General features: G+C 59.5%; 16 protein-coding genes. 11 read left to right on the top strand and 5 right to left on the bottom strand.

All coding sequences use genetic code 11. The annotated features are described in order from the left end of the window. The coding region (locus tag AC0ZWN_RS27015; RefSeq protein ID WP_476337412.1) for a hypothetical protein at positions 1 to 229 on the top strand (229 nt) is incomplete at its 5' end. 106 nt (positions 230 to 335) lie between these two features. Here AC0ZWN_RS27015 and AC0ZWN_RS27020 read toward each other — a convergent pair. Genes AC0ZWN_RS27020 through rloA form a run of 3 tightly spaced genes read right to left on the bottom strand, consistent with a single transcriptional unit; the run spans position 336 to position 3,399 of the window. Next, complete coding sequence (locus AC0ZWN_RS27020; protein ID WP_476337414.1) at positions 336 to 1,322, bottom strand: alpha-L-glutamate ligase-like protein; 987 nt, start codon at positions 1,320 to 1,322, stop codon at positions 336 to 338. Beyond that, on the bottom strand, positions 1,322 to 2,857 hold the full coding sequence (gene rloB, locus AC0ZWN_RS27025; RefSeq protein ID WP_093431750.1) for an osmotic stress tolerance membrane protein RloB: 1,536 nt from the start codon (positions 2,855 to 2,857) through the stop codon (positions 1,322 to 1,324). Before rloB ends, AC0ZWN_RS27020 begins: the two co-directional genes overlap by 1 nt. A gap of 5 nt (positions 2,858 to 2,862) precedes the next feature. Further along, complete coding sequence (gene rloA, locus AC0ZWN_RS27030) at positions 2,863 to 3,399, bottom strand: retropepsin-like aspartic peptidase RloA (protein WP_053116866.1); 537 nt, start codon at positions 3,397 to 3,399, stop codon at positions 2,863 to 2,865. A gap of 340 nt (positions 3,400 to 3,739) precedes the next feature. Between rloA and AC0ZWN_RS27035 the strand changes: the two genes are divergently transcribed. The 6 genes from AC0ZWN_RS27035 to prpD all read left to right on the top strand — a co-directional run bounded on the left by AC0ZWN_RS27035 (position 3,740) and on the right by prpD (position 12,532). After that, on the top strand, positions 3,740 to 4,462 hold the full coding sequence (locus tag AC0ZWN_RS27035; RefSeq protein WP_172828118.1) for a GntR family transcriptional regulator: 723 nt from the start codon (positions 3,740 to 3,742) through the stop codon (positions 4,460 to 4,462). Further along, positions 4,459 to 5,352, top strand: coding sequence for a methylisocitrate lyase (gene prpB / locus AC0ZWN_RS27040; protein ID WP_093431754.1), 894 nt, complete (start codon positions 4,459 to 4,461; stop codon positions 5,350 to 5,352). The genes AC0ZWN_RS27035 and prpB overlap by 4 nt, the downstream gene beginning before the upstream one ends. Before the next feature lie 149 nt (positions 5,353 to 5,501). Next, a complete protein-coding gene (gene prpC / locus AC0ZWN_RS27045) occupies positions 5,502 to 6,629 on the top strand; it encodes a bifunctional 2-methylcitrate synthase/citrate synthase (protein ID WP_476337417.1) in 1,128 nt (375 codons plus the stop codon). A gap of 202 nt (positions 6,630 to 6,831) precedes the next feature. After that, positions 6,832 to 9,426, top strand: a complete 2,595-nt coding sequence (gene acnD, locus AC0ZWN_RS27050; protein ID WP_476337419.1) for a Fe/S-dependent 2-methylisocitrate dehydratase AcnD — start codon at positions 6,832 to 6,834, stop codon at positions 9,424 to 9,426. 54 nt (positions 9,427 to 9,480) lie between these two features. After that, positions 9,481 to 10,671 carry a 2-methylaconitate cis-trans isomerase PrpF gene (gene prpF, locus AC0ZWN_RS27055; RefSeq protein WP_476337421.1) on the top strand — a complete coding sequence of 397 codons (1,191 nt, stop codon included), beginning with the start codon at positions 9,481 to 9,483 and terminating at the stop codon, positions 10,669 to 10,671. A gap of 376 nt (positions 10,672 to 11,047) precedes the next feature. Next, entirely contained in the window at positions 11,048 to 12,532 is a 1,485-nt protein-coding gene (prpD, locus tag AC0ZWN_RS27060; protein WP_476337423.1) for a 2-methylcitrate dehydratase, read from the top strand. Here prpD and AC0ZWN_RS27065 read toward each other — a convergent pair. Beyond that, the gene (locus AC0ZWN_RS27065) at positions 12,525 to 13,430 is read right to left on the bottom strand and encodes a DMT family transporter (protein WP_476337442.1); all 906 of its coding nucleotides are present in this window, start codon (positions 13,428 to 13,430) and stop codon (positions 12,525 to 12,527) included. The two genes, prpD and AC0ZWN_RS27065, sit on opposite strands and share 8 nt — an antisense overlap. A 114-nt stretch (positions 13,431 to 13,544) precedes the next feature. Between AC0ZWN_RS27065 and AC0ZWN_RS27070 the strand changes: the two genes are divergently transcribed. Next, positions 13,545 to 14,954, top strand: coding sequence for an aminotransferase-like domain-containing protein (locus tag AC0ZWN_RS27070; protein WP_476337425.1), 1,410 nt, complete (start codon positions 13,545 to 13,547; stop codon positions 14,952 to 14,954). A gap of 122 nt (positions 14,955 to 15,076) precedes the next feature. Here AC0ZWN_RS27070 and ppsR read toward each other — a convergent pair whose 3' ends face one another. Continuing rightward, the gene (gene ppsR, locus AC0ZWN_RS27075; protein WP_034152875.1) at positions 15,077 to 15,895 is read right to left on the bottom strand and encodes a posphoenolpyruvate synthetase regulatory kinase/phosphorylase PpsR; all 819 of its coding nucleotides are present in this window, start codon (positions 15,893 to 15,895) and stop codon (positions 15,077 to 15,079) included. 174 nt (positions 15,896 to 16,069) lie between these two features. On the opposite strand from ppsR, the gene ppsA reads away from it, so the two are divergent. From ppsA to rraA, 3 genes are all read left to right on the top strand, one after another. Then, positions 16,070 to 18,445 (top strand): phosphoenolpyruvate synthase, encoded by a 2,376-nt coding sequence (gene ppsA, locus AC0ZWN_RS27080; protein ID WP_476337428.1) that lies wholly within the window; start codon positions 16,070 to 16,072, stop codon positions 18,443 to 18,445. Positions 18,446 to 18,543: 98 nt separating this feature from the next. Continuing rightward, positions 18,544 to 19,533, top strand: coding sequence for an alpha/beta fold hydrolase (locus AC0ZWN_RS27085; protein ID WP_099758459.1), 990 nt, complete (start codon positions 18,544 to 18,546; stop codon positions 19,531 to 19,533). Between the two features lie 224 nt (positions 19,534 to 19,757). Continuing rightward, a complete protein-coding gene (gene rraA / locus AC0ZWN_RS27090) occupies positions 19,758 to 20,249 on the top strand; it encodes a ribonuclease E activity regulator RraA (RefSeq protein WP_093431777.1) in 492 nt (163 codons plus the stop codon). Positions 20,250 to 20,263 lie beyond the last annotated feature (14 nt).

Raw genomic sequence — 20,263 nt, forward strand, 5'->3', positions numbered from 1 at the left:
AGCAGATCTTCATGCTTTTCAAGATCCGAGTTCGGCTCGATATCTCAAGCTGGCGAGGGGGAAAGGGAGCAGATCTTCATGCTTTTCAAGATCCGAGTTCGGCTCGATATCTCAAGCTGGCGAGGGGGAAAGGGAGCAGATCTTCATGCTTTTCAAGATCCGAGTTCGGCTCGATATCTCAAGCTGGCGAGGGGAAAGGGAGCCGATCATCATGCTTTTCAATGCCTGAGTTCGCCTCAAGACGTTCAGGTCGGCGTACTTCGAACATCCACCTCGGTCAGTCCCCTCTCCCTTTGGGAGAGGGCTAGGGTGAGGGGCTTTTTGTTTTTCGGCTTTTAGCCTTCCACAGCAGGAATATGCCCAAACATCTCCTGAGTAAACGCCACTCGCTCTTCAACCGATTCCGTCACCCCACGCGCCTTCAGCTCTTCCAGCCGCGCTTCAACCGCATGGGTACGCAACGTCAGCCCACAGTCGTTAGCAATCTGAATATTCAGCCCAGGCCGCGCATTCAGCTCGAGAATCAGCGGGCCTTTTTCCTGATCGAGCACCATATCAACACCGATATAGCCCAACCCGCACAGCTCATAGCAGCCGGCGGCGAGTTTCATGAAACCGTCCCAGTAGGGCAGTTGCACGCCGTCCACCGCGTTGGTGGTGTCGGGGTGTTTGGTGATGATGTTGTTCAGCCAGGTGCCGCGCAACGTCAGACCCGTGGCCAGGTCAACACCGACACCGATGGCGCCCTGGTGCAGGTTGGCCTTGCCGCCGGACTGCCGGGTCGGCAAGCGCAGCATGGCCATCACCGGGTAGCCCATCAGCACGATGATGCGGATGTCCGGCACGCCTTCGTAGCTGATGCTTTTGAAGATCTGATCCGGGGTCACGCGGTATTCGATCAGCGCCCGATCACGGTGGCCGCCCAGCGAATACAGGCCAGTGAGGATGCTCGAGATGTGATGCTCAAGCTCTTCATGAGCAAGGATCTTGCCTGACACCGTGCGATAGCGGCCCTCGAAGCGGTCGGCAATCACGATGATGCCGTCACCGCCCGCGCCCTGCGCCGGTTTGATCACGAAGTCGTTGCGCCCGCCGATGATCTCGTCGAGCTTGTCGATTTCCTTCTCGGTGGAGATCACGCCGTACAGCTCCGGCACGTGAATGCCGGCCGCGATGGCGCGTTCCTTGGTGATGATCTTGTCATCGACAATCGGGTACAGGCTGCGCTTGTTGTACTTGAGCACGTAGTCGGCGTTACGCCGATTGATGCCCATGATGCCCCGCGCCTCCAGGGCCTTCCAGGTCTTCCAGAAACCGAACATCAGGCGTCAGCCTTCTTCAGGAAAGCCTTGAAGCGCACCAGCTCGGTCAGGCGGTAGCCGCGATAACGACCCATCGCCAACATGAAGCCGACCAGAATCAGCAGGATCGCCGGGAATGTGAACACGAAGTAGACCAGCTCTGGCACGGTCATGATCAGGTGCGCGAGTGACGCCGCGAACAGCGTGCCGATCGCGACTTTCATCGCATGGCTGGCACCGCGTTCTTCCCAGGTGATCGACAGGCGTTCGATGGTCATGGTCAAAATCACCATTGGGAACAGCGCCACCGACAGCCCGCGTTCCAGGCCGAGTTTGTGGCTGAACAGGCTGATCGCCGCGATCAACACTACAACAAAGGTCAGCACCACCGAGAGTCGCGGCAGCATTTGCAGCTTCAGGTGTTCCAGATACGAACGTAACGATAGGCCCAGCGCCGTGATCACGGTAAACAGCAGAATGCCGAAGCCCAGTTGCGTTTCGCGGAAGGCGAGGGCGATCAGCACCGGGGTGAACGTGCCGAGTGTCTGCAGGCCGATCAGGTTGCGCAGAATCAGGATCACCAGCACGCCGATCGGGATCATCACCATGATCATGAACGTCTGCTGAGTCTGCAGCGGCAAGCCGTACAGCGAGTATTCGAGGAAGTTGGCGTCGGTGTTTTCGTCCGTCAGCTTGGCCAGACGAATCGCGTTCATCTCGCTGTTGTTCAGGCTGAAGGTCACGTTGGCTTTCTTGCCGCCGTCGACGGTGATCAGGTTTTCATCGCCGGTCCACCACAGCAGGCGGTCGGTCGGCAGGCCTTGCTCGCCGGTTTCCGGGTTGAAGTACAGCCAGTCGTTGCCGTTGAAGCTGCGCAGCCACAGTTCCGGGGTTTGCGGCTGGTCGGCGACGAGGCGGATGGTGTGGACTTTTTCCACCGGCACGTGGGCGATGGACAGCAGCAGTTCGACGATTTTGGCTTTGTGCGGCGTCGACGGATCGCCGGCCAGCAGCAGTTTCACGTTGTCGTCGTTGACGTTGTTGACGCGTTTGATCGCCTCGCCAATAAAGGTTTCGACGTCGGCGGAATGCTGGCGGATCGGCGCGAGCAGGGCTTCGGCGGCGATTTTCTCAGGGCCTTCGATGGCGATGCTGTCGCGGAAGGTCGGGCCTTTGATCTTGGATTTTTCGGCGGTGTAACGCTTGGTCAGCACCAAACGGTAATAAAGCGTCTGGTTGCCCTTGGCCCGGCGCGCCGACCAGGTGACCTTGCGGTTGCCGTCGACGCGGTTGACGGCGACACCGTAGTTATTGGAGATAAAGCTTTCATTGAGGCTGACGTAATCGCGGCTCAACGGTGGCACGAACATCTGGATCTTCACCGGATCCTTGGTGCTGGCGACGAACTCGACCTTGGCGTCGATGTTCCACAAGTCGTCGGTGGCGTCTTCGGTCACCGGGATGCCGAGCACGAAAATCTGATAGGCCGTAACCGAAACGCCCAGGAGCACCAGAATGGTGATCAGGATTTTCAGGTGGAAGGTTAGAGAACGCATGGAAATTACTCGGCGGTATGAGCGGCGATGGTGCAGGCGGGTTTGCCGGCAGCGTATTTAAGGCTTGGATCGACCAGCGCATCAAAGCGTTTCAGCGCTTCGGAGCCAATCAAAAGCGGATATTGGAACGCACTTCGGTCGGTCAGGTTCACTTCGATGCTGCGCATCGCCGTGCCCATGCAGATATCCAGCTCGATCACCGGACGGGCGGTGTACTTCTTGCCTTCCTCCGGGTCGTAATCGCCGGCGCGGCGCTTGATCTTGCTGACCCGCGCCAGCGGCCGCTCGATCGGGTGTGAATGCGCAGCGTCGATGGCCAGGTAGAAACGTACCCAGGACTCACCGTTGCGTTTAAAGCGTTTGATGTCGCGGGCACTCAGCGATGCGGTTTTCGCACCGGTGTCGAGTTTGGCCGCAACTTCCAGATTGATGCCGTCAAGCGAAGCGTATTCGTTGAGGCCGTACACGGTTTTTTCCCCCGCGGCGGCGAGGCCGGGCAGGCAAAACAGGGCAAAGAATGTGGGGAAGGGCTTGAGTCTCATAAATCCTGGTGCGCAGCGTTCCGTTTTCGGTTCAGGTCCTTGGCAAAACTTGCGCAAGGCCCTTCGTGTGCCTGGCAGCTTTTTATGACAAGCCGTACAAATGGCCAGCAAATGCGGGCGGCATTCTAGCACGGTGGGTTTATGGCGCCAGCGCCGGCACCGGTCTATAACCCTTGGGATTCCCTGTGGGAGCGAGCTCGCTCCCACAGGGATTAATCGACCAATGGAAGGTTGCCTACGGTTATTAGACGATTGTCGACAATACCTATTTATCCTTTGACTGATGCGGGCGAATTGGCTAGTTTTTGCCGCATTGGATTTAAAGGTGTCGACAATCATGCTGGATCAACTCGATCCCCCGGTCATCAGCGGCGACGATTCCGAGACGCTCTCGGAAAACGTCTTCCGGCGCATTCAAGCGGCCATCGTCAAAGGTGAGATCGCCCCGGGCAGCAAGATCTCCGAGCCGGAGCTGGCGCGCACCTACGGCATCAGCCGTGGGCCGTTGCGTGAGGCGATTCATCGACTGGAAGGCCAGCGCCTGCTGGTGCGCGTACCGCACGTCGGTGCGCGGGTGGTGTCGCTCAGTCATGCCGAATTGCTTGAACTCTACGAAATTCGCGAATCCCTCGAAGGCATGGCCTGTCGTCTCGCGGCTGAGCGCATGAGCGTCGAAGAAATCGACGAACTGCGCCGGGTGCTGGAAACCCACGAGCGCGACGCGGCGTTTCAGGCCGGCGTTGGCTATTACCAGCAGGAAGGCGATTTCGACTTCCACTACCGGATCATCCAGGGCAGCGGCAACCGCACGCTGACGCAGATGCTCTGCGGCGAGCTGTATCAACTGGTGCGCATGTACCGCATCCAGTTCTCGACCACGCCGAACCGCCCGCGCCAGGCCTTTGCCGAACACCACCGGATTCTCGATGCCATCGCCGACCGTGACGGCGAACTCGCGGAATTGTTGATGCGCCGTCACATCGGCGCCTCGAAACGCAACATCGCCCGTCATTACCAGGACGGCGCCCACAATAAGACAGCCACTGAACGAGGTGAGTCATGAGTTCCAACCTGAACACTCCAGGCCAGCGTTTCCGCGATGCGGTCGCCAGCGAGCATCCATTGCAAGTGGTCGGCGCGATCAACGCCAACCACGCGCTGCTGGCCAAGCGCGCCGGTTTCAAGGCGATCTACCTGTCCGGTGGCGGCGTGGCCGCAGGCTCCCTCGGCGTGCCGGATCTGGGCATCACCGGTTTGGACGACGTGCTGACTGACGTGCGACGCATCACCGATGTCTGCGATCTGCCGCTGCTGGTCGACGTCGACACAGGTTTCGGCTCGTCGGCGTTCAATGTGGCGCGCACGGTCAAGTCGATGATCAAGTTCGGCGCGGCGGCGATTCACATCGAGGATCAGGTCGGCGCCAAGCGCTGCGGCCACCGTCCGAACAAAGAGATCGTCAGTCAGCAGGAAATGGTCGACCGCATCAAAGCCGCCGTCGATGCGCGCACCGATGACAGCTTTGTGATCATGGCGCGAACCGATGCACTGGCGGTGGAAGGTCTGGAGTCGGCACTCGATCGCGCAGCCGCATGCATCGAGGCTGGCGCTGACATGATCTTCCCGGAAGCCATCACTGAACTGGAGATGTACAAGCTGTTCGCCAACCGTGTGAAAGCGCCGATCCTGGCCAATATCACCGAGTTCGGCGCGACGCCGCTGTACACCACCGAGCAACTGGCTGGCGCCGATGTGTCGCTGGTGCTGTATCCGCTGTCGGCGTTCCGCGCGATGAACAAGGCAGCAGAAAACGTTTACACCGCGATCCGCCGCGATGGCACGCAGCAGAATGTCATCGACACCATGCAGACTCGCATGGAGCTTTACGATCGCATCGACTATCACACCTTCGAGCAGAAGCTCGATGCGTTGTTTGCACAAAAGAAAGGCTGAACAAGACCCCTGTGGGAGCGAGCCTGCTCGCGAAGGACGCCAACGATAACGCGGTGTCCCTGACGCACCGAGGTGTTCCAGCCACCTTCGCGAGGAGGCTCGCTCCCACAAGTTTTCCCCATACAAATTCAAAAAGATTGGAGAACACAATGGCCGAAGCAAAAGTACTCAGTGGTGCCGGGCTCCGTGGCCAGGTTGCCGGGCAAACCGCACTGTCCACCGTGGGCCAGGCCGGTGCCGGGCTGACCTATCGCGGCTACGACGTGCGCGAACTCGCTGCCGATGCGCAATTTGAAGAAGTCGCGTACCTGCTGCTCTACGGCGAGCTGCCGACGAAGGCGCAACTCGACGAATACCAAGGCAAACTGAGCAAGCTGCGCGTCCTGCCGCAAGCGCTGAAAGAAGTGCTTGAACGCATCCCCGCCGACGCCCACCCGATGGACGTGTTGCGCACCGGTTGCTCGTTCCTTGGCAACCTCGAGCCGGAGCAAGACTTCTCCGAGCAGCGCGACAAGACTGACCGCTTGCTGGCCGCGTTCCCGGCGATCATGTGCTACTGGTATCGCTTCAGCCACGACGGCAAACGCATCAACTGCGTCAGTGACGAGCCGACCATCGGCGGTCACTTCCTGCACCTGCTGCACGACAAGAAGCCAAGCGAACTGCACGTCAAAGTGATGAACGTTTCGCTGATCCTCTACGCCGAACACGAATTCAACGCCTCGACCTTCACCGCGCGCGTTTGCGCTTCGACCCTGTCTGATCTTTATTCCTGCGTGACCGCCGCCATCGGTTCGCTGCGTGGCCCGTTGCACGGCGGCGCCAACGAAGCGGCGATGGAAATGATCGAGCGCTTCTCGTCGCCGGAAGAGGCGATCAAGGGCACCCTCGGCATGCTCGAGCGCAAGGACAAGATCATGGGCTTCGGCCACGCGATCTATAAGGACAGCGATCCGCGCAACGAGGTGATCAAGGGCTGGTCGAAAAAACTCGCAGACGAGGTCGGCGACAAGGTGTTGTTCGCGGTTTCCGAAGCCATCGACAAGACCATGTGGGAGCAGAAAAAACTGTTCCCCAACGCCGATTTCTACCATGCCTCGGCGTACCACTTCATGGGCATTCCGACCAAGCTGTTCACGCCGATCTTCGTCTGCTCGCGCCTGACCGGCTGGGCCGCGCACGTGTTCGAACAGCGTGCCAACAACCGCATCATCCGTCCAAGCGCCGAGTACGTCGGCGTCGAACAGCGCAAGTTCGTGCCAATCGAACGTCGCTGAAATGGTGAGCTGACCCGAAGCGCAAGATCACCGCTAAACCCTGTAGGAGTGAGCCTGCTCGCGATGACGGACTGACATTCACCATCGATGTCGACTGATCTACCGCTATCGCGAGCAGGCTCACTCCTACAAGGGACGGTGTGAATCTTGAGTCTGGCGTCAGCCCACCCTTTGCAACCACCGTGCCCCGAGTCCTGACCCGATGAACACAGAATTCCGTAAAACCCTGCCCGGCAGCCCTCTGGATTATTTCGACGCTCGCGCGGCGGTCGAAGCGATTCAGCCCGGCAGTTACGACACCCTGCCGTACACCTCCCGCGTGCTGGCGGAAAACCTCGTGCGTCGCTGCGACCCGGCCACGCTCACCGACTCCCTCAAGCAACTGATCGAACGCAAACGCGACCTCGACTTCCCGTGGTTTCCGGCCCGTGTGGTCTGCCACGACATTCTCGGCCAGACCGCACTGGTCGACCTCGCCGGTCTGCGTGACGCGATCGCCTTGCAGGGTGGCGATCCGGCGCAGGTCAACCCGGTGGTGCCGACGCAATTGATCGTCGACCACTCGTTGGCGGTGGAAGCGGGCGGTTTCGACAAGCAGGCGTTCGAGAAAAACCGCGCCATCGAAGACCGTCGCAACGAAGACCGTTTCCACTTCATCAACTGGACCAAAAAAGCCTTCAAGAACGTTGATGTGATCCCGCCGGGCAACGGCATCATGCATCAGATCAACCTGGAGAAAATGTCCCCGGTGATCCAGGTGCGTGAAGGCGTGGCGTTCCCCGACACTTGCGTCGGCACCGACAGCCACACCCCGCACGTCGATGCGTTGGGCGTAATCGCCATCGGCGTCGGCGGCCTCGAAGCCGAGAGCGTAATGCTCGGTCGCGCGTCGTGGATGCGCCTGCCGGAAAGCGTCGGCGTCGAACTGACCGGCAAGCTGCAACCGGGCATCACCGCCACCGACATGGTGCTGGCGCTGACCGAATACCTGCGCAAACAGAAAGTCGTCGGCGCGTGGCTGGAGTTCTTCGGCGAAGGCGCGGCGGCGCTGACCCTCGGCGACCGCGCGACCATCTCCAACATGGCCCCGGAATACGGCGCCACGGCGGCGATGTTCTACATCGATCAGCAAACCATCGATTACCTGAAACTCACCGGTCGTGAAGACCAGCAAGTGCAGTTGGTCGAGCAATACGCCAAGCTCACCGGCCTGTGGGCCGATAGCCTGAAAGGAGCGCAATACGAGCGCGGCCTGACTTTCGATCTGTCCTCGGTAGTGCGCAATATGGCCGGCCCGAGCAACCCGCACGCGCGCGTTGCGGTGGCGGATCTGGCGGCCAAAGGCATCTCCGGGCAGTGGGAGGACGTGCCCGGGCAAATGCCCGACGGCGCGGTGATCATCGCCGCCATCACCAGTTGCACCAACACCAGCAACCCGCGCAACGTGATTGCCGCCGGACTGCTGGCGCGCAACGCCAACAAGCTTGGCCTGACCCGCAAGCCGTGGGTGAAATCCTCGCTGGCGCCGGGTTCGAAAACCGTGGCGCTGTACCTCGACGAAGCGGGGCTGACCACTGAACTGGAGCAGCTCGGTTTCGGTGTTGTCGCCTTCGCTTGCACCACCTGCAACGGCATGTCCGGCGCGCTCGATCCGGTGATCCAGCAAGAGATCATCGACCGCGATCTGTACGCCACCGCCGTGCTTTCCGGCAACCGCAACTTCGACGGCCGCATTCACCCGTATGCCAAGCAAGCGTTTCTCGCGTCGCCGCCACTGGTGGTGGCTTACGCCATTGCCGGGACCATCCGTTTCGACATCGAAAAAGATGTGTTGGGCGTGGTCGACGGCAAGGAAATCCGCCTGAAGGACATCTGGCCGAGCGACGAAGAAATCGACGCTGTGGTGAAATCTTCGGTCAAGCCTGAGCAGTTCCGTCAGGTCTACATTCCGATGTTTGCCGTCCACGAAGACACCGGCCCGAAAGTCACGCCGCTGTACGACTGGCGCGAAATGAGCACCTATATTCGCCGTCCGCCGTATTGGGAAGGTGCACTGGCCGGCGCCCGTCCGCTTAAAGGCATGCGCCCGCTGGCCGTGCTGCCGGACAACATCACCACCGATCACCTGTCGCCATCCAACGCGATCATGCTCGACAGCGCCGCCGGCGAATACCTGGCGAAAATGGGCTTGCCGGAAGAGGACTTCAACTCTTACGCCACCCACCGTGGCGACCACTTGACCGCACAGCGCGCGACGTTTGCCAACCCGAAACTGTTCAATGAAATGGTCGTGGAAAACGGCAAGGTCAAGCAGGGTTCGCTGGCCCGTGTCGAGCCGGAAGGCAAGGTCATGCGCATGTGGGAAGCCATCGAGACCTACATGGAGCGCAAGCAGCCGCTGATCATTATTGCCGGCGCCGATTACGGTCAGGGTTCGTCCCGTGACTGGGCGGCGAAAGGCGTGCGTCTGGCCGGTGTCGAGGCGATTGCCGCAGAAGGTTTCGAGCGCATTCACCGCACCAACCTGGTGGGCATGGGCGTGTTGCCGCTGGAGTTCAAGCCGGGCACTGACCGTCACACCCTGGCCATCGACGGCAGCGAAACCTACGACGTGATCGGCGAGCGCAAACCGCGCGCGGACCTGACGCTGGTGATCCATCGCAAGAACGGCGAGCGCGTTGACGTGCCGGTGACCTGCCGTCTGGATACCGCTGAAGAAGTGTCGATCTATGAGGCTGGCGGCGTGTTGCAGCGCTTCGCTCAGGACTTCCTCGAAGAGTCGGCGGTTGCCGTTTAAATCTACTGATGCAGGCGTGAGGCTTGGGTCTCACGCCTGTGGTTAAGGAGCACCATGGCTCACGCACCACAAATCAAAATCCCTGCGACCTACATGCGCGGCGGCACCAGCAAAGGCGTGTTCTTCAGCCTCAAGAACCTGCCCGAAGCGGCACAGATTCCCGGCCCGACCCGCGACGCTTTGCTGCTGCGCGTGATCGGCAGCCCCGACCCGTACGACAAGCAAATCGACGGCATGGGCGGCGCGACTTCGAGCACCAGCAAAACCGTGATCCTGTCGAAAAGCATCAAGGCTGATCACGACGTCGATTACCTGTTCGGTCAGGTCTCCATCGACAAGCCGTTCGTGGACTGGAGCGGCAATTGCGGCAACCTCTCGGCAGCGGTCGGTTCGTTCGCCATCAGCAACGGTCTGGTCGACGCCAGCCGCATTCCGCACAACGGTGTTGCGGTGGTGCGCGTGTGGCAGGCCAACATCGGTAAAACGATTATTGCCCATGTGCCGATCACCAACGGCGAAGTGCAGGAAACCGGTGATTTCGAACTCGACGGCGTGACCTTTCCGGCGGCCGAAGTGCAAGTCGAATTCATGGACCCGGCAGCGGAAGAAGAGGGCGGCGGTGGTTCGATGTTTCCCACCGGCAACCTGGTCGATGAGCTGGAAGTGCCGGGTGTTGGTACGTTCAAGGCGACCATGATCAATGCTGGCATCCCGACGATTTTCGTCAATGCTGAAGACATCGGTTACACCGGGACCGAGTTGCAAGGTGCGATCAACAGCGATCCGCAAGCGCTGCAGATGTTTGAGACGATTCGGGCTTATGGCGCGTTGCGCATGGGCTTGATTGCCAATCTGGATGAAGCGGCCAAACGTCAGCACACGCCGAAAGTCGCGTTTGTCGCCAAGCCTGCTGATTACGTGGCGTCGAGTGGCAAAGCGGTTGGCGCCGGTGATGTGGATTTGCTGGTGCGCGCCTTGTCGATGGGCAAGTTGCACCACGCGATGATGGGCACGGCGGCGGTGGCCATCGGCACCGCTGCAGCAATCTCCGGCACCTTGGTAAACCTCGCGGCCGGTGGTGTTGAACGTAGTGCCGTGCGTTTTGGGCATCCGTCCGGGACGTTGCGCGTTGGCGCCGAAGCCAGTCTGGAGAACGGCGAGTGGGTGGTGAAGAAAGCCATCATGAGCCGTAGTGCGCGTGTCCTGATGGAGGGTTACGTGCGCGTCCCAGGAGACTCCTTCTGATCCGAGAGCTTTACCCTCATCGGAACGCCGCCCGCCCAGCCCTCTCCCGGAGGAAGAGGGGGCCGACCGAGGTGTCAGGGGTTGTGCATCGACCTGAAAGATTGAAGCGATTACGGATCTGGGGGCTGATTGAGGTGTTTGAAGTTGTGCATTGATCAGATCGATTCTGGATTCAGCGCAGATCGCTCAAGTCGGTGAACCTCCACAGCATCCCCCAATCAGTCCCCTCTCCCTCGGGAGAGGGCTAGGGTGAGGGGACACTCTCTGAAAAAGCACAAAACCAGCAGGCACCCCAGACCTGCAATCAACCAGACCAACCCAGCCAAGCCCTGAGGAAGACCGCACCCACTCATCATTCCCGCACAGGAGAACCGCAATGAGCGCCAACGTCGACCTGAACAATCGCCCCGACTACGACCGTGTCCTGCAGGACATCGCCGATTACGTCCTCACCTTCAAAGTCACCTCCACCGAAGCCCTCGACACCGCCCGCAACTGCCTGATGGACACGCTGGGCTGCGGCCTGCTGGCGTTGCGCTTTCCCGAATGCACCAAGCATCTGGGCCCGATCGTCGAAGGCACCGTCGTCCCGTTCGGCGCACGCGTTCCCGGCACCTCCTATCGCCTCGACCCGGTCAAGGCCGCGTGGGACATCGGCTGCATCGTCCGCTGGCTCGACTACAACGACACCTGGCTCGCCGCCGAGTGGGGTCATCCATCCGACAACCTCGGCGGGATTCTCGCTGTGGCCGATCATCTTTCGCAGAAGCGTCTGGCCAACGCTGAAGCACCGCTGACCATTCGCGATGTGCTCGAAGCGATGATCATGGCCCACGAGATTCAAGGCGTGATCGCTCTGGAAAACTCCTTCAATCGTGTAGGACTCGATCACGTCATTCTGGTGAAAGTCGCTTCAACCGCTGTCAACGCCAAACTGATGGGCGCCAATCGCGAGCAATTGCTGTCGGCGTTGTCCCACGCGTTCGCTGATGGTCAGGCGCTGCGCACTTATCGTCATGCACCTAACGCCGGTTCACGAAAATCCTGGGCGGCGGGGGATGCGACGAGTCGTGGTGTGCGACTGGCCGACATCGCCATGCACGGCGAAATGGGTATTCCCGGCGTGCTGACTGCGAAACAGTGGGGCTTTTATGACGTGCTGTTCAGCCATACCAACAGCGATCTGGCGCTGAAACCGGAGAATAAACGCGCCTTCAGTTTCTCGCGGCCATTCGGCAGTTACGTGATGGAAAACGTGCTGTTCAAGATCAGTTTTCCCGCCGAATTCCACGCGCAAACCGCCTGCGAAGCCGCGGTGACCTTGCACCCGCAAGTGCGCAATCGTCTGCATGAAATCGACCGGATCGTCATCACCACCCACGAATCGGCGATTCGCATCATTTCCAAAGTCGGGCCGCTGGCCAACGCCGCCGACCGCGACCACTGCATCCAGTACATGACCGCCGTGCCACTGGCCTTTGGCAATCTGGTCGCCGAGCAGTACGAAGACGATTTCCACCGAGCGCATCCGATCATCGATGTGCTGCGCGAGAAAATGGTCATCGTCGAAGAACCGCGTTTCACCCGTGAATATCTGGAGCCCGACAAGCGCTCGATCGCCAACGCCGTGCAGGTGTTTTTCAAGGATGGCAGCAGCACTGAAAACGTCGTCGTGGAATACCCGATCGGTCATCGTCGCCGCCGTGTCGAGGGCATTCCATTACTGGAAGACAAGTTCAAGGCCAATCTGGCCACACGTTTCACCGGCCAGCGCAGCGGCGAAATCTTCGCGTTGTGCAAGGATCCGGCGCAGCTCGAAGCCACCCCGGTCAATCGTTTTGTGGATATGTTCGTTATCTGAACCACTTTTCCACAGGCATTTTGGTGATCGCAAACCCGCTCAACAAAACCGCCGAATAGATCATCAGCTCCCGGGACAGGGTTTGCCCCTCGTACCAGGCGCCGATGATCACGGCGAATACCGGGAAAATGATAAACACGAACGACAGAATGATCGGGCTCAAGCGTTTAAGCAGCAAAAAGTAAACGATGAATCCGCCCACTGATGCCGCCAGTCCCAGATACAGCAGGGCGCCCCACGAGCGCGCGCTGACATCGCTGAATACCGGCGTCTCAACGCTCAATCCGACAATAAATAACATCGCCCCGGCAATGCCGATCGGCAACGTGTTGTAGGTGATCACGCTGATCGCGCTGCCGTGTTTTTTCGTCACTACGTAACACAGCGCATGCATCACCGCCGCACAGAGAATCGCCAATACTCCCAGCCATTCCGCTTGATCCAGATGCAGGCCCTGACTACGAATAATCATGAACAGACTGCCAAAACCAATGGCGATGCCGAGCATTTGTGACGGGTAGATTCTCTCGCGCAGAAACAGCGCGGAAAACAACAGGATAAACACCGGCATGCAACTGAACAGCAGGGCTGTCAGGCCGGACGATACGTGCATCTCACCGTAGTTGAGCAGGTAGTAAGGCAGGCTGAAATACGACAGCGTGACGAACACAAAGAACCAGCGACTTTGCCGGGGAAACAACAGCGGTTCCTTGCGCAACAGCGCGAAGCTCAGGAACAGCGGAAAAGCGATCAGAAAACGCAGCCCGGCGGCCGTCAGCGGCGGCACGCTTTCCACCGCAATCTTGATCCCCAGCCACGTCGTGCCCCAACTCAGACAGACGATGAGAAACAGCGTGCTGGTGATCAATCCGGCGAGCCAGGGTTTGCTGATGTGCATCGGCGTGCTGACGGCTGTCGACATGTGGCGTACTCCGAACGGTGGAATTGACCTGATCGCGGAAACGGTCTATTTCTGATTGAACCTTTTTTAAGTACGCTATTCGGGGCGAGAATGACTGTCAAAGTAAGTATTGCCATGGTGTCAATCCTCCGTGATGGACTCGCCGATGGCGTGGGCGTGAAATACAAACGCTTGGCGAATGCCGTCGCGCAAGCCATCGATGAGGGCGTCATCGATGCGGGATGCAAGTTGCCGCCGCACCGTTTGCTGGCGGACAGCCTGGGGGTGACCATCGGCACCATCAGCCGTGCCTACGGTGAACTTGAGCGTGTCGGATTGGTGGTGGCTCGCGTAGGAGATGGCACTTATGTGTGTCAGCGCGGGATGGAACGGCCGCAGGACAAAGGCTTTCGTAATGTCAGCGATGAGCCGTCAGCCTGCTTCGACATGAGCCGCAACCAGCCGATTCCCGCACAGGAAGCGGCGTTCATGAGCCAGAGTCTGCAGGAACTGGCCAGCGATCCTCGGGTGCTGCAACAGTTGACCGGGTACACCGCTGAAGCCGGGTTGGCGCGGCATCGTGTGGCGGGGGCGGTGTGGTTGCAGCATGCGGCGTATGTCCCGCATGCCGATCAGGTGTTGTGCGTCAACGGTGGTCAGCATGGTCTGCTGTGCACATTGATGGGCTTGCTCAAGGCCGGCGACACCGTTGTGACCGAGCATTTGTCCTACCCGGGATTGATCGGCGTCGCACGCCAGCTCGGGATAAAACTCATTGGCGCGGCAATGGATGACGAAGGGCTTTTACCGTCGGCACTGGAGGACATTTGTCGTCAGCATCGGGTTTCGGCGGTGTATTGCACGCCGACGATCCAGAATCCTACGGCCGCTGTGATGTCGATCCCACGGCGCGAGGCGATTGCCGACCTCTGTCGTCAACACAATCTGCTGATTATCGAAGACGAGGCCCATGCCGTTCTGGATCGCCAGCGCCCGTTACCGCTGAGCTATTTTGCGCCGGAGCGATCGGTGTTGATCGGCAGCCTGAGCAAGGCTGTTTCGGCGGGATTGCGCGTCGGTTATCTGCATGCGCCGCAAGCGTTGACCGGGCGTTTGAGTGCCGCCATCCGCGCGACCTGCTGGATGGCCAATCCGTTATCGATGGAAGTCGCGAGCCTGTGGATTGAAAGCGGCATGGCCGAGCGCTTGCTGGACGAACAGATCAGCGAGATCGCTCGGCGCAAAGCGTTGGTGGCGCCTGTGCTGCAGGGTTTGAACTACAAGACTCACCCTTACAGTCCGCACTTCTGGGTGGAGGTGCCTGAGCTGTGGCGGGCGTCGCAGATTGCGGCGGAGTTGAAGGAGAACAACTATCTGGTGGCCACCGCTGAGGCGTTTGCGGTGGGGCACGCAGCAGTGCCGCAGTTTATTCGGGTGAGTGTGTGTAATGCGGTGGGGGATGATCGCTTGTTGCAGGCAGGTTTTGAAGCTTTGGCCAAGGCATTAACAGACACCGTGTAATCGTTCTTCGCGAGCAAGCTCGCTCCCACAAGGTGTTTGGGGTGAATGCAACATGTGCAAACACCCGAGAACCCTGTGGGAGCGAGCCTGCTCGCGAAGGCGTCAGATCAAGCAATACAGACCTATTTGAACCGCCGCTCCACACCTTTCTCCACCAGAATCTTCGCCGAAATCTCTTCCACGGAAAAATGCGTGGAGTTGATGTTGGGGATGTTCTCGCGGCGGAACAGGTTTTCCACTTCACGTACTTCGAATTCGCACTGCGCATAGCTCGAATAACGGCTGTTGGGCTTGCGCTCGTTGCGGATTGCGGTGAGGCGGTCGGGGTCGATGGTCAGGCCGAACAGCTTGTGCTGATGAGCGCGCAGGGCCGTCGGCAGGGTCAGGCGTTCCATGTCGTCTTCGGTCAGCGGATAGTTGGCCGCGCGAATGCCGAACTGCATGGCCATGTACAGACACGTCGGCGTTTTGCCGCATCGCGACACGCCCACTAGTATCAAATCGGCTTTGTCGTAATAGTGCGTGCGCGCACCGTCGTCGTTGTCGAGGGCAAAGTTAACCGCCTCGATACGCTCCATGTAATTGGAGTTGTGCCCGATCGAATGCGACTTGCCGACGGTGTAGGAAGAATGCTCGGTCAGTTCCTGCTCCAGCGGGGCAAGAAAGGTCGAGAAAATGTCGATCATGAAACCATTGGATGTTGCGAGAATCTCACGGATGTCCTGATTGACGATGGTGTCGAAGATGATCGGGCGAAAGCCGTCGGTTTCAGCGGCTTTGTTGATTTGTTGTACCATGGCCCGCGCTTTTTCAACGCTGTCGATGTACGGTCGCGTGAATTTGCTGAAGGTAATGTTTTCGAACTGCGCCAGAAGGCTTTGACCCAGGGTTTCGGCTGTGATGCCGGTGCCATCGGAGATGAAGAAAGCAGATCGTTTCATTTGCACCTTGGGCCTTAAGCTAATGAGCATTTCTGGATATGATAGGCGCGATTTGTCGGCCGCGACTGGCCCGCATTCTCACTTATTTTCCAGGTCCAGGCCATACAACCGGCCAAGGCTCCCCCGGGCCGCCGGTTTCTGAGCTTTTCCAACACAGTTAGTGGAGAGATCACCTTGGTAGAGTACGTAGTTTCCCTCGATAAGCTCGGCAAACACGATGTTGAGCATGTGGGGGGCAAGAACGCATCCCTGGGCGAGATGATCAGTAACCTGGCAGGCGCCGGTGTTTCGGTCCCCGGCGGCTTCGCCACGACGGCTCAGGCTTATCGTGATTTCCTCGAACTGAGCGGCCTCAACGACCAGATCCACAAGGCCCTCGACGCGCTCGACGTTGATGATGTCAACGCCCTGGCCAAGACCGGCGCACAGATCCGTCAATGGATCATGGAAGCCGAATTCCCTGAAAAACTGAATGCCGAAATCCGCACCGCGTTCGCCGCGCTGTCGGCCGGCAACCCTGACGTGGCTGTGGCCGTGCGTTCTTCCGCCACTGCCGAAGACCTGCCGGATGCATCGTTCGCCGGTCAGCAGGAAACCTTCCTGAACATCCGTGGTGTGGAAAACGTTATCCGCGCCGCCAAAGAGGTGTTCGCTTCGCTGTTCAACGACCGTGCGATTTCCTACCGCGTGCACCAGGGCTTCGACCATAAACTGGTCGCCCTGTCGGCTGGCGTGCAGCGCATGGTGCGTTCGGAGACCGGTACCGCCGGCGTGATGTTCACCCTCGACACCGAATCCGGTTTCCGTGACGTGGTGTTCATCACCGGCGCCTACGGCCTGGGCGAAACCGTCGTACAAGGCGCGGTCAACCCGGATGAGTTCTACGTGCACAAGGGCACGCTGGAGGCCGGTCGTCCGGCGATCCTGCGTCGCAATCTGGGCAGCAAAGCCATCAAGATGATCTACGGCGACGAGGCCAAGGCCGGTCGTTCGGTGAAGACCGTCGACGTCGACAAGGCTGAGCGCGCGCGTTTCTGCCTCAGCGACGCTGAAGTCAGCGAACTGGCCAAACAAGCGATGATCATCGAGAAGCACTACGGCTGCCCGATGGACATCGAGTGGGCCAAGGACGGTGACGACGGCAAGCTGTACATCGTGCAGGCCCGTCCGGAAACCGTGAAAAGCCGCACTCAGGCCAACGTCATGGAACGTTACCTGTTGAAAGAAACCGGCACCGTGCTGGTTGAAGGTCGTGCGATTGGCCAGCGCATCGGCGCCGGCAAAGTGCGCATCATCAAAGACGTCTCCGAGATGGACAAAGTCCAGCCGGGCGACGTACTGGTTTCCGATATGACCGACCCGGACTGGGAACCGGTCATGAAGCGCGCCAGCGCCATCGTCACCAACCGTGGCGGCCGTACCTGCCACGCGGCGATCATCGCTCGTGAGCTGGGTATTCCGGCAGTGGTCGGTTGCGGCAACGCCACCCAACTGCTGAAGGATGGCCAGGGCGTGACCGTGTCCTGCGCCGAAGGCGACACCGGTTACATCTTCGAGGGCGAATTGGGCTTCGACATCAAGAAGAACTCCGTCGACGCCATGCCGGAGCTGCCGTTCAAGATCATGATGAACGTCGGCAACCCGGACCGCGCCTTTGACTTCGCGCAGCTGCCGAACGCCGGTGTCGGCCTGGCCCGTCTGGAGTTCATCATCAACCGCATGATCGGTGTGCACCCGAAAGCGCTGTTGAACTACGACGGTCTGCCGCAGGAAATCAAGGACAGCGTCGACAAGCGTATCGCCGGTTACGACGATCCGGTCGGCTTCTATGTCGAGAAACTGGTTGAAGGCATCAGCACCCTCGCGGCTGCGTTTGCACCGAAGAAAGTCATCGTGCGTCTGTCGGACTTCAAGTCCAACGAATACGCCAACCTGATCGGCGGCAAGCTCTACGAGCCGGAAGAAGAAAACCCGATGCTGGGCTTCCGTGGCGCTTCGCGTTACATCAGCGAATCGTTCCGTGACTGCTTCGAACTCGAATGCCGCGCGCTGAAACGTGTGCGCAACGAGATGGGCCTGACCAACGTCGAAATCATGGTGCCGTTTGTCCGTACTCTGGGCGAAGCCAGCCAGGTTGTTGATCTGCTCGCCGAGAACGGCTTGAAGCGCGGCGACAACGGTCTGCGCGTGATCATGATGTGCGAACTGCCATCCAACGCGATCCTTGCTGAAGAATTCCTCGAATTCTTCGACGGTTTCTCGATCGGTTCCAACGACCTGACTCAGCTGACCCTGGGTCTGGACCGCGATTCCGGTATCATCGCGCACCTGTTCGACGAGCGTAATCCGGCGGTCAAGAAGCTTCTGGCCAACGCGATTGCCGCGTGCAACAAGGCCGGCAAGTACATCGGTATCTGCGGTCAGGGTCCTTCGGACCACCCGGATCTGGCCAAATGGCTGATGGAACAGGGCATCGAAAGCGTGTCGCTGAACCCGGACTCCGTGCTGGAAACCTGGTTCTTCCTCGCGGAAGGTCAGGCGCAGGCCTGATCAATAGGTGAACGGCCCGTTCCTCCTGTGGGGGCTGGCCTTGAGATTCAAGTAGGGCGGGCTCCTGTAGATGCCGCCCTTTTTTGTGCAAGAGCATTATGCAAAGCAGCAGCAACTTATTTCCTGTCGCCCTGATCAGCGCCGAACGGCGTGGTGATCTGAGCGAAGACGTGTATCGCTTGAAACCCGGCAACAGCCCCGACTGGTCCGTGGAAATCGCTGTGACCCGTTTGGGCATGGCCGATGACTCGACGCCTCGCGGTGTGCCGGTGATTTTGCTGCACGGCAGTTTTTCCAATCGGCGCTTCTGGTTCTCACCCAAAGGCCTGGGCTTGGGCGCATATCTGACGCGCCTGGGGTTCGACGTGTGGATTCCGGAGATGCGCGGCCACGGCCTGTCGCAGCGCAACGAAGAATACCGGCGCAATCGCGTGGCCGACTATGCCCGCTACGACCTGCCGGCGATTGCCGCGTTCGTGCGTGAGCAGAGCGGACAAGTGCCGCACTGGATTGGCCATTCGCTGGGCGGCATCACCCTGGCGGCGGCGCTCGGTGGCGAATACCTGGGCGAGCCGGCAGTGGCCTCGGCGGCGTTTTTTGGCACCCAGGTCAGCCGCACCTACTGGCCGCTGAAAATCCCGCCAGTGGAGTGGAGCGGGCGGTTTATCCTCAAGCGTTTTGCGCAATTGTCGGGTTCGCGTCTCAAGCGTGGCCCAGAAGATGAGCCGATCGGTCTGGCGCTGGAAAGCATGCGCTGGTACGGCTTGTTCGGTCGTTTTGGCGACAAGGACAAGGATTGGTGGGCGGGGCTGGCCGATGTTCAAGTGCCAGTGCTGGCGGTGACCGCAGCAGGGGATCATCAGGATCCGGCCTGGGCCTGTCGCAAATTGTTCGAGCAGATCGGCTCCGAGCACAAGCAGTTCATCAATCTGGGGCGCGAGCAGGGCTTCAACGATAATTTCGGCCATGTCGAGATGTTGGTGAGCAAAGCGGCGCAGACCGAGGTCTGGCCACTGGTGGCGCGTTGGTTGAACGATCAGCACACGCCATTGCTGGGCGAGAAGCCGGATCTGGCCGCCGCCGTGTGAGTGCGAAGGCCTTGAAGGGATTTCGTTCGGGTTGGCTTGCGGCTAAGATATGACGCAATGTGCGGATCTGGTCATTTTTGGTGGCGCTTTAGCTATTACGTTTCAGGGTTTGTTCAGGTTCGTTCAGCGACCATGGGATGGACTAAGGTAAACAACGACCACCGAAACTCGTCTCCTCAGAACGCAGCATCCTTGATCGTTTTCCTTTTTACAGGAGTTTTTCGATGAACCATTACCTTACGCCTGATCTGTGCGACGCCTATCCGGAGCTGGTACAGGTGCTGGAACCGATGTTCAGCAATTTCGGCGGCCGTGATTCGTTCGGCGGCGAAATCGTGACCATCAAATGCTTCGAAGACAACTCGCTGGTCAAGGAACAGGCTGAACTCAAGGGCAGCGGCAAGGTGCTGGTGGTCGATGGCGGCGGTTCGCTGCGCCGTGCGCTGCTGGGCGACATGATCGCCGAGAAGGCGGCGAAAAACGGTTGGGAAGGGCTGGTGATCTACGGCTGCATCCGTGACGTTGACGTCATCGCCCAGACCGATCTGGGCGTGCAGGCGCTGGCCAGCCATCCGATGAAAACTGAAAAACGTGGTATTGGCGACCTCAACGTCCCGGTGACTTTCGCCGGTGTGACGTTCCACCCGGGCCACTACATTTATGCGGACAACAACGGCGTGATCATCTCGCCGAGTCCGCTGAAGATGCCTGAATAAGCTTTTCGACAAAG

The sequence above is a fragment of the Pseudomonas sp. 3B-A001-10F genome (genome assembly GCF_056313565.1).

Coding starts and splice junctions, on each gene's coding strand:
- AC0ZWN_RS27020 (WP_476337414.1), bottom strand. CDS start 1,322: ATGTTCGGTTTCTGGAAGACCTGGAAGGCCCTGGAGGCGCGGGGCATC.
- rloB (WP_093431750.1), bottom strand. CDS start 2,857: ATGCGTTCTCTAACCTTCCACCTGAAAATCCTGATCACCATTCTGGTG.
- rloA (WP_053116866.1), bottom strand. CDS start 3,399: ATGAGACTCAAGCCCTTCCCCACATTCTTTGCCCTGTTTTGCCTGCCC.
- prpB (WP_093431754.1), top strand. CDS start 4,459: ATGAGTTCCAACCTGAACACTCCAGGCCAGCGTTTCCGCGATGCGGTC.
- prpC (WP_476337417.1), top strand. CDS start 5,502: ATGGCCGAAGCAAAAGTACTCAGTGGTGCCGGGCTCCGTGGCCAGGTT.
- acnD (WP_476337419.1), top strand. CDS start 6,832: ATGAACACAGAATTCCGTAAAACCCTGCCCGGCAGCCCTCTGGATTAT.
- prpF (WP_476337421.1), top strand. CDS start 9,481: ATGGCTCACGCACCACAAATCAAAATCCCTGCGACCTACATGCGCGGC.
- prpD (WP_476337423.1), top strand. CDS start 11,048: ATGAGCGCCAACGTCGACCTGAACAATCGCCCCGACTACGACCGTGTC.
- AC0ZWN_RS27065 (WP_476337442.1), bottom strand. CDS start 13,430: ATGCACATCAGCAAACCCTGGCTCGCCGGATTGATCACCAGCACGCTG.
- AC0ZWN_RS27070 (WP_476337425.1), top strand. CDS start 13,545: ATGACTGTCAAAGTAAGTATTGCCATGGTGTCAATCCTCCGTGATGGA.
- ppsR (WP_034152875.1), bottom strand. CDS start 15,895: ATGAAACGATCTGCTTTCTTCATCTCCGATGGCACCGGCATCACAGCC.
- AC0ZWN_RS27085 (WP_099758459.1), top strand. CDS start 18,544: ATGCAAAGCAGCAGCAACTTATTTCCTGTCGCCCTGATCAGCGCCGAA.
- rraA (WP_093431777.1), top strand. CDS start 19,758: ATGAACCATTACCTTACGCCTGATCTGTGCGACGCCTATCCGGAGCTG.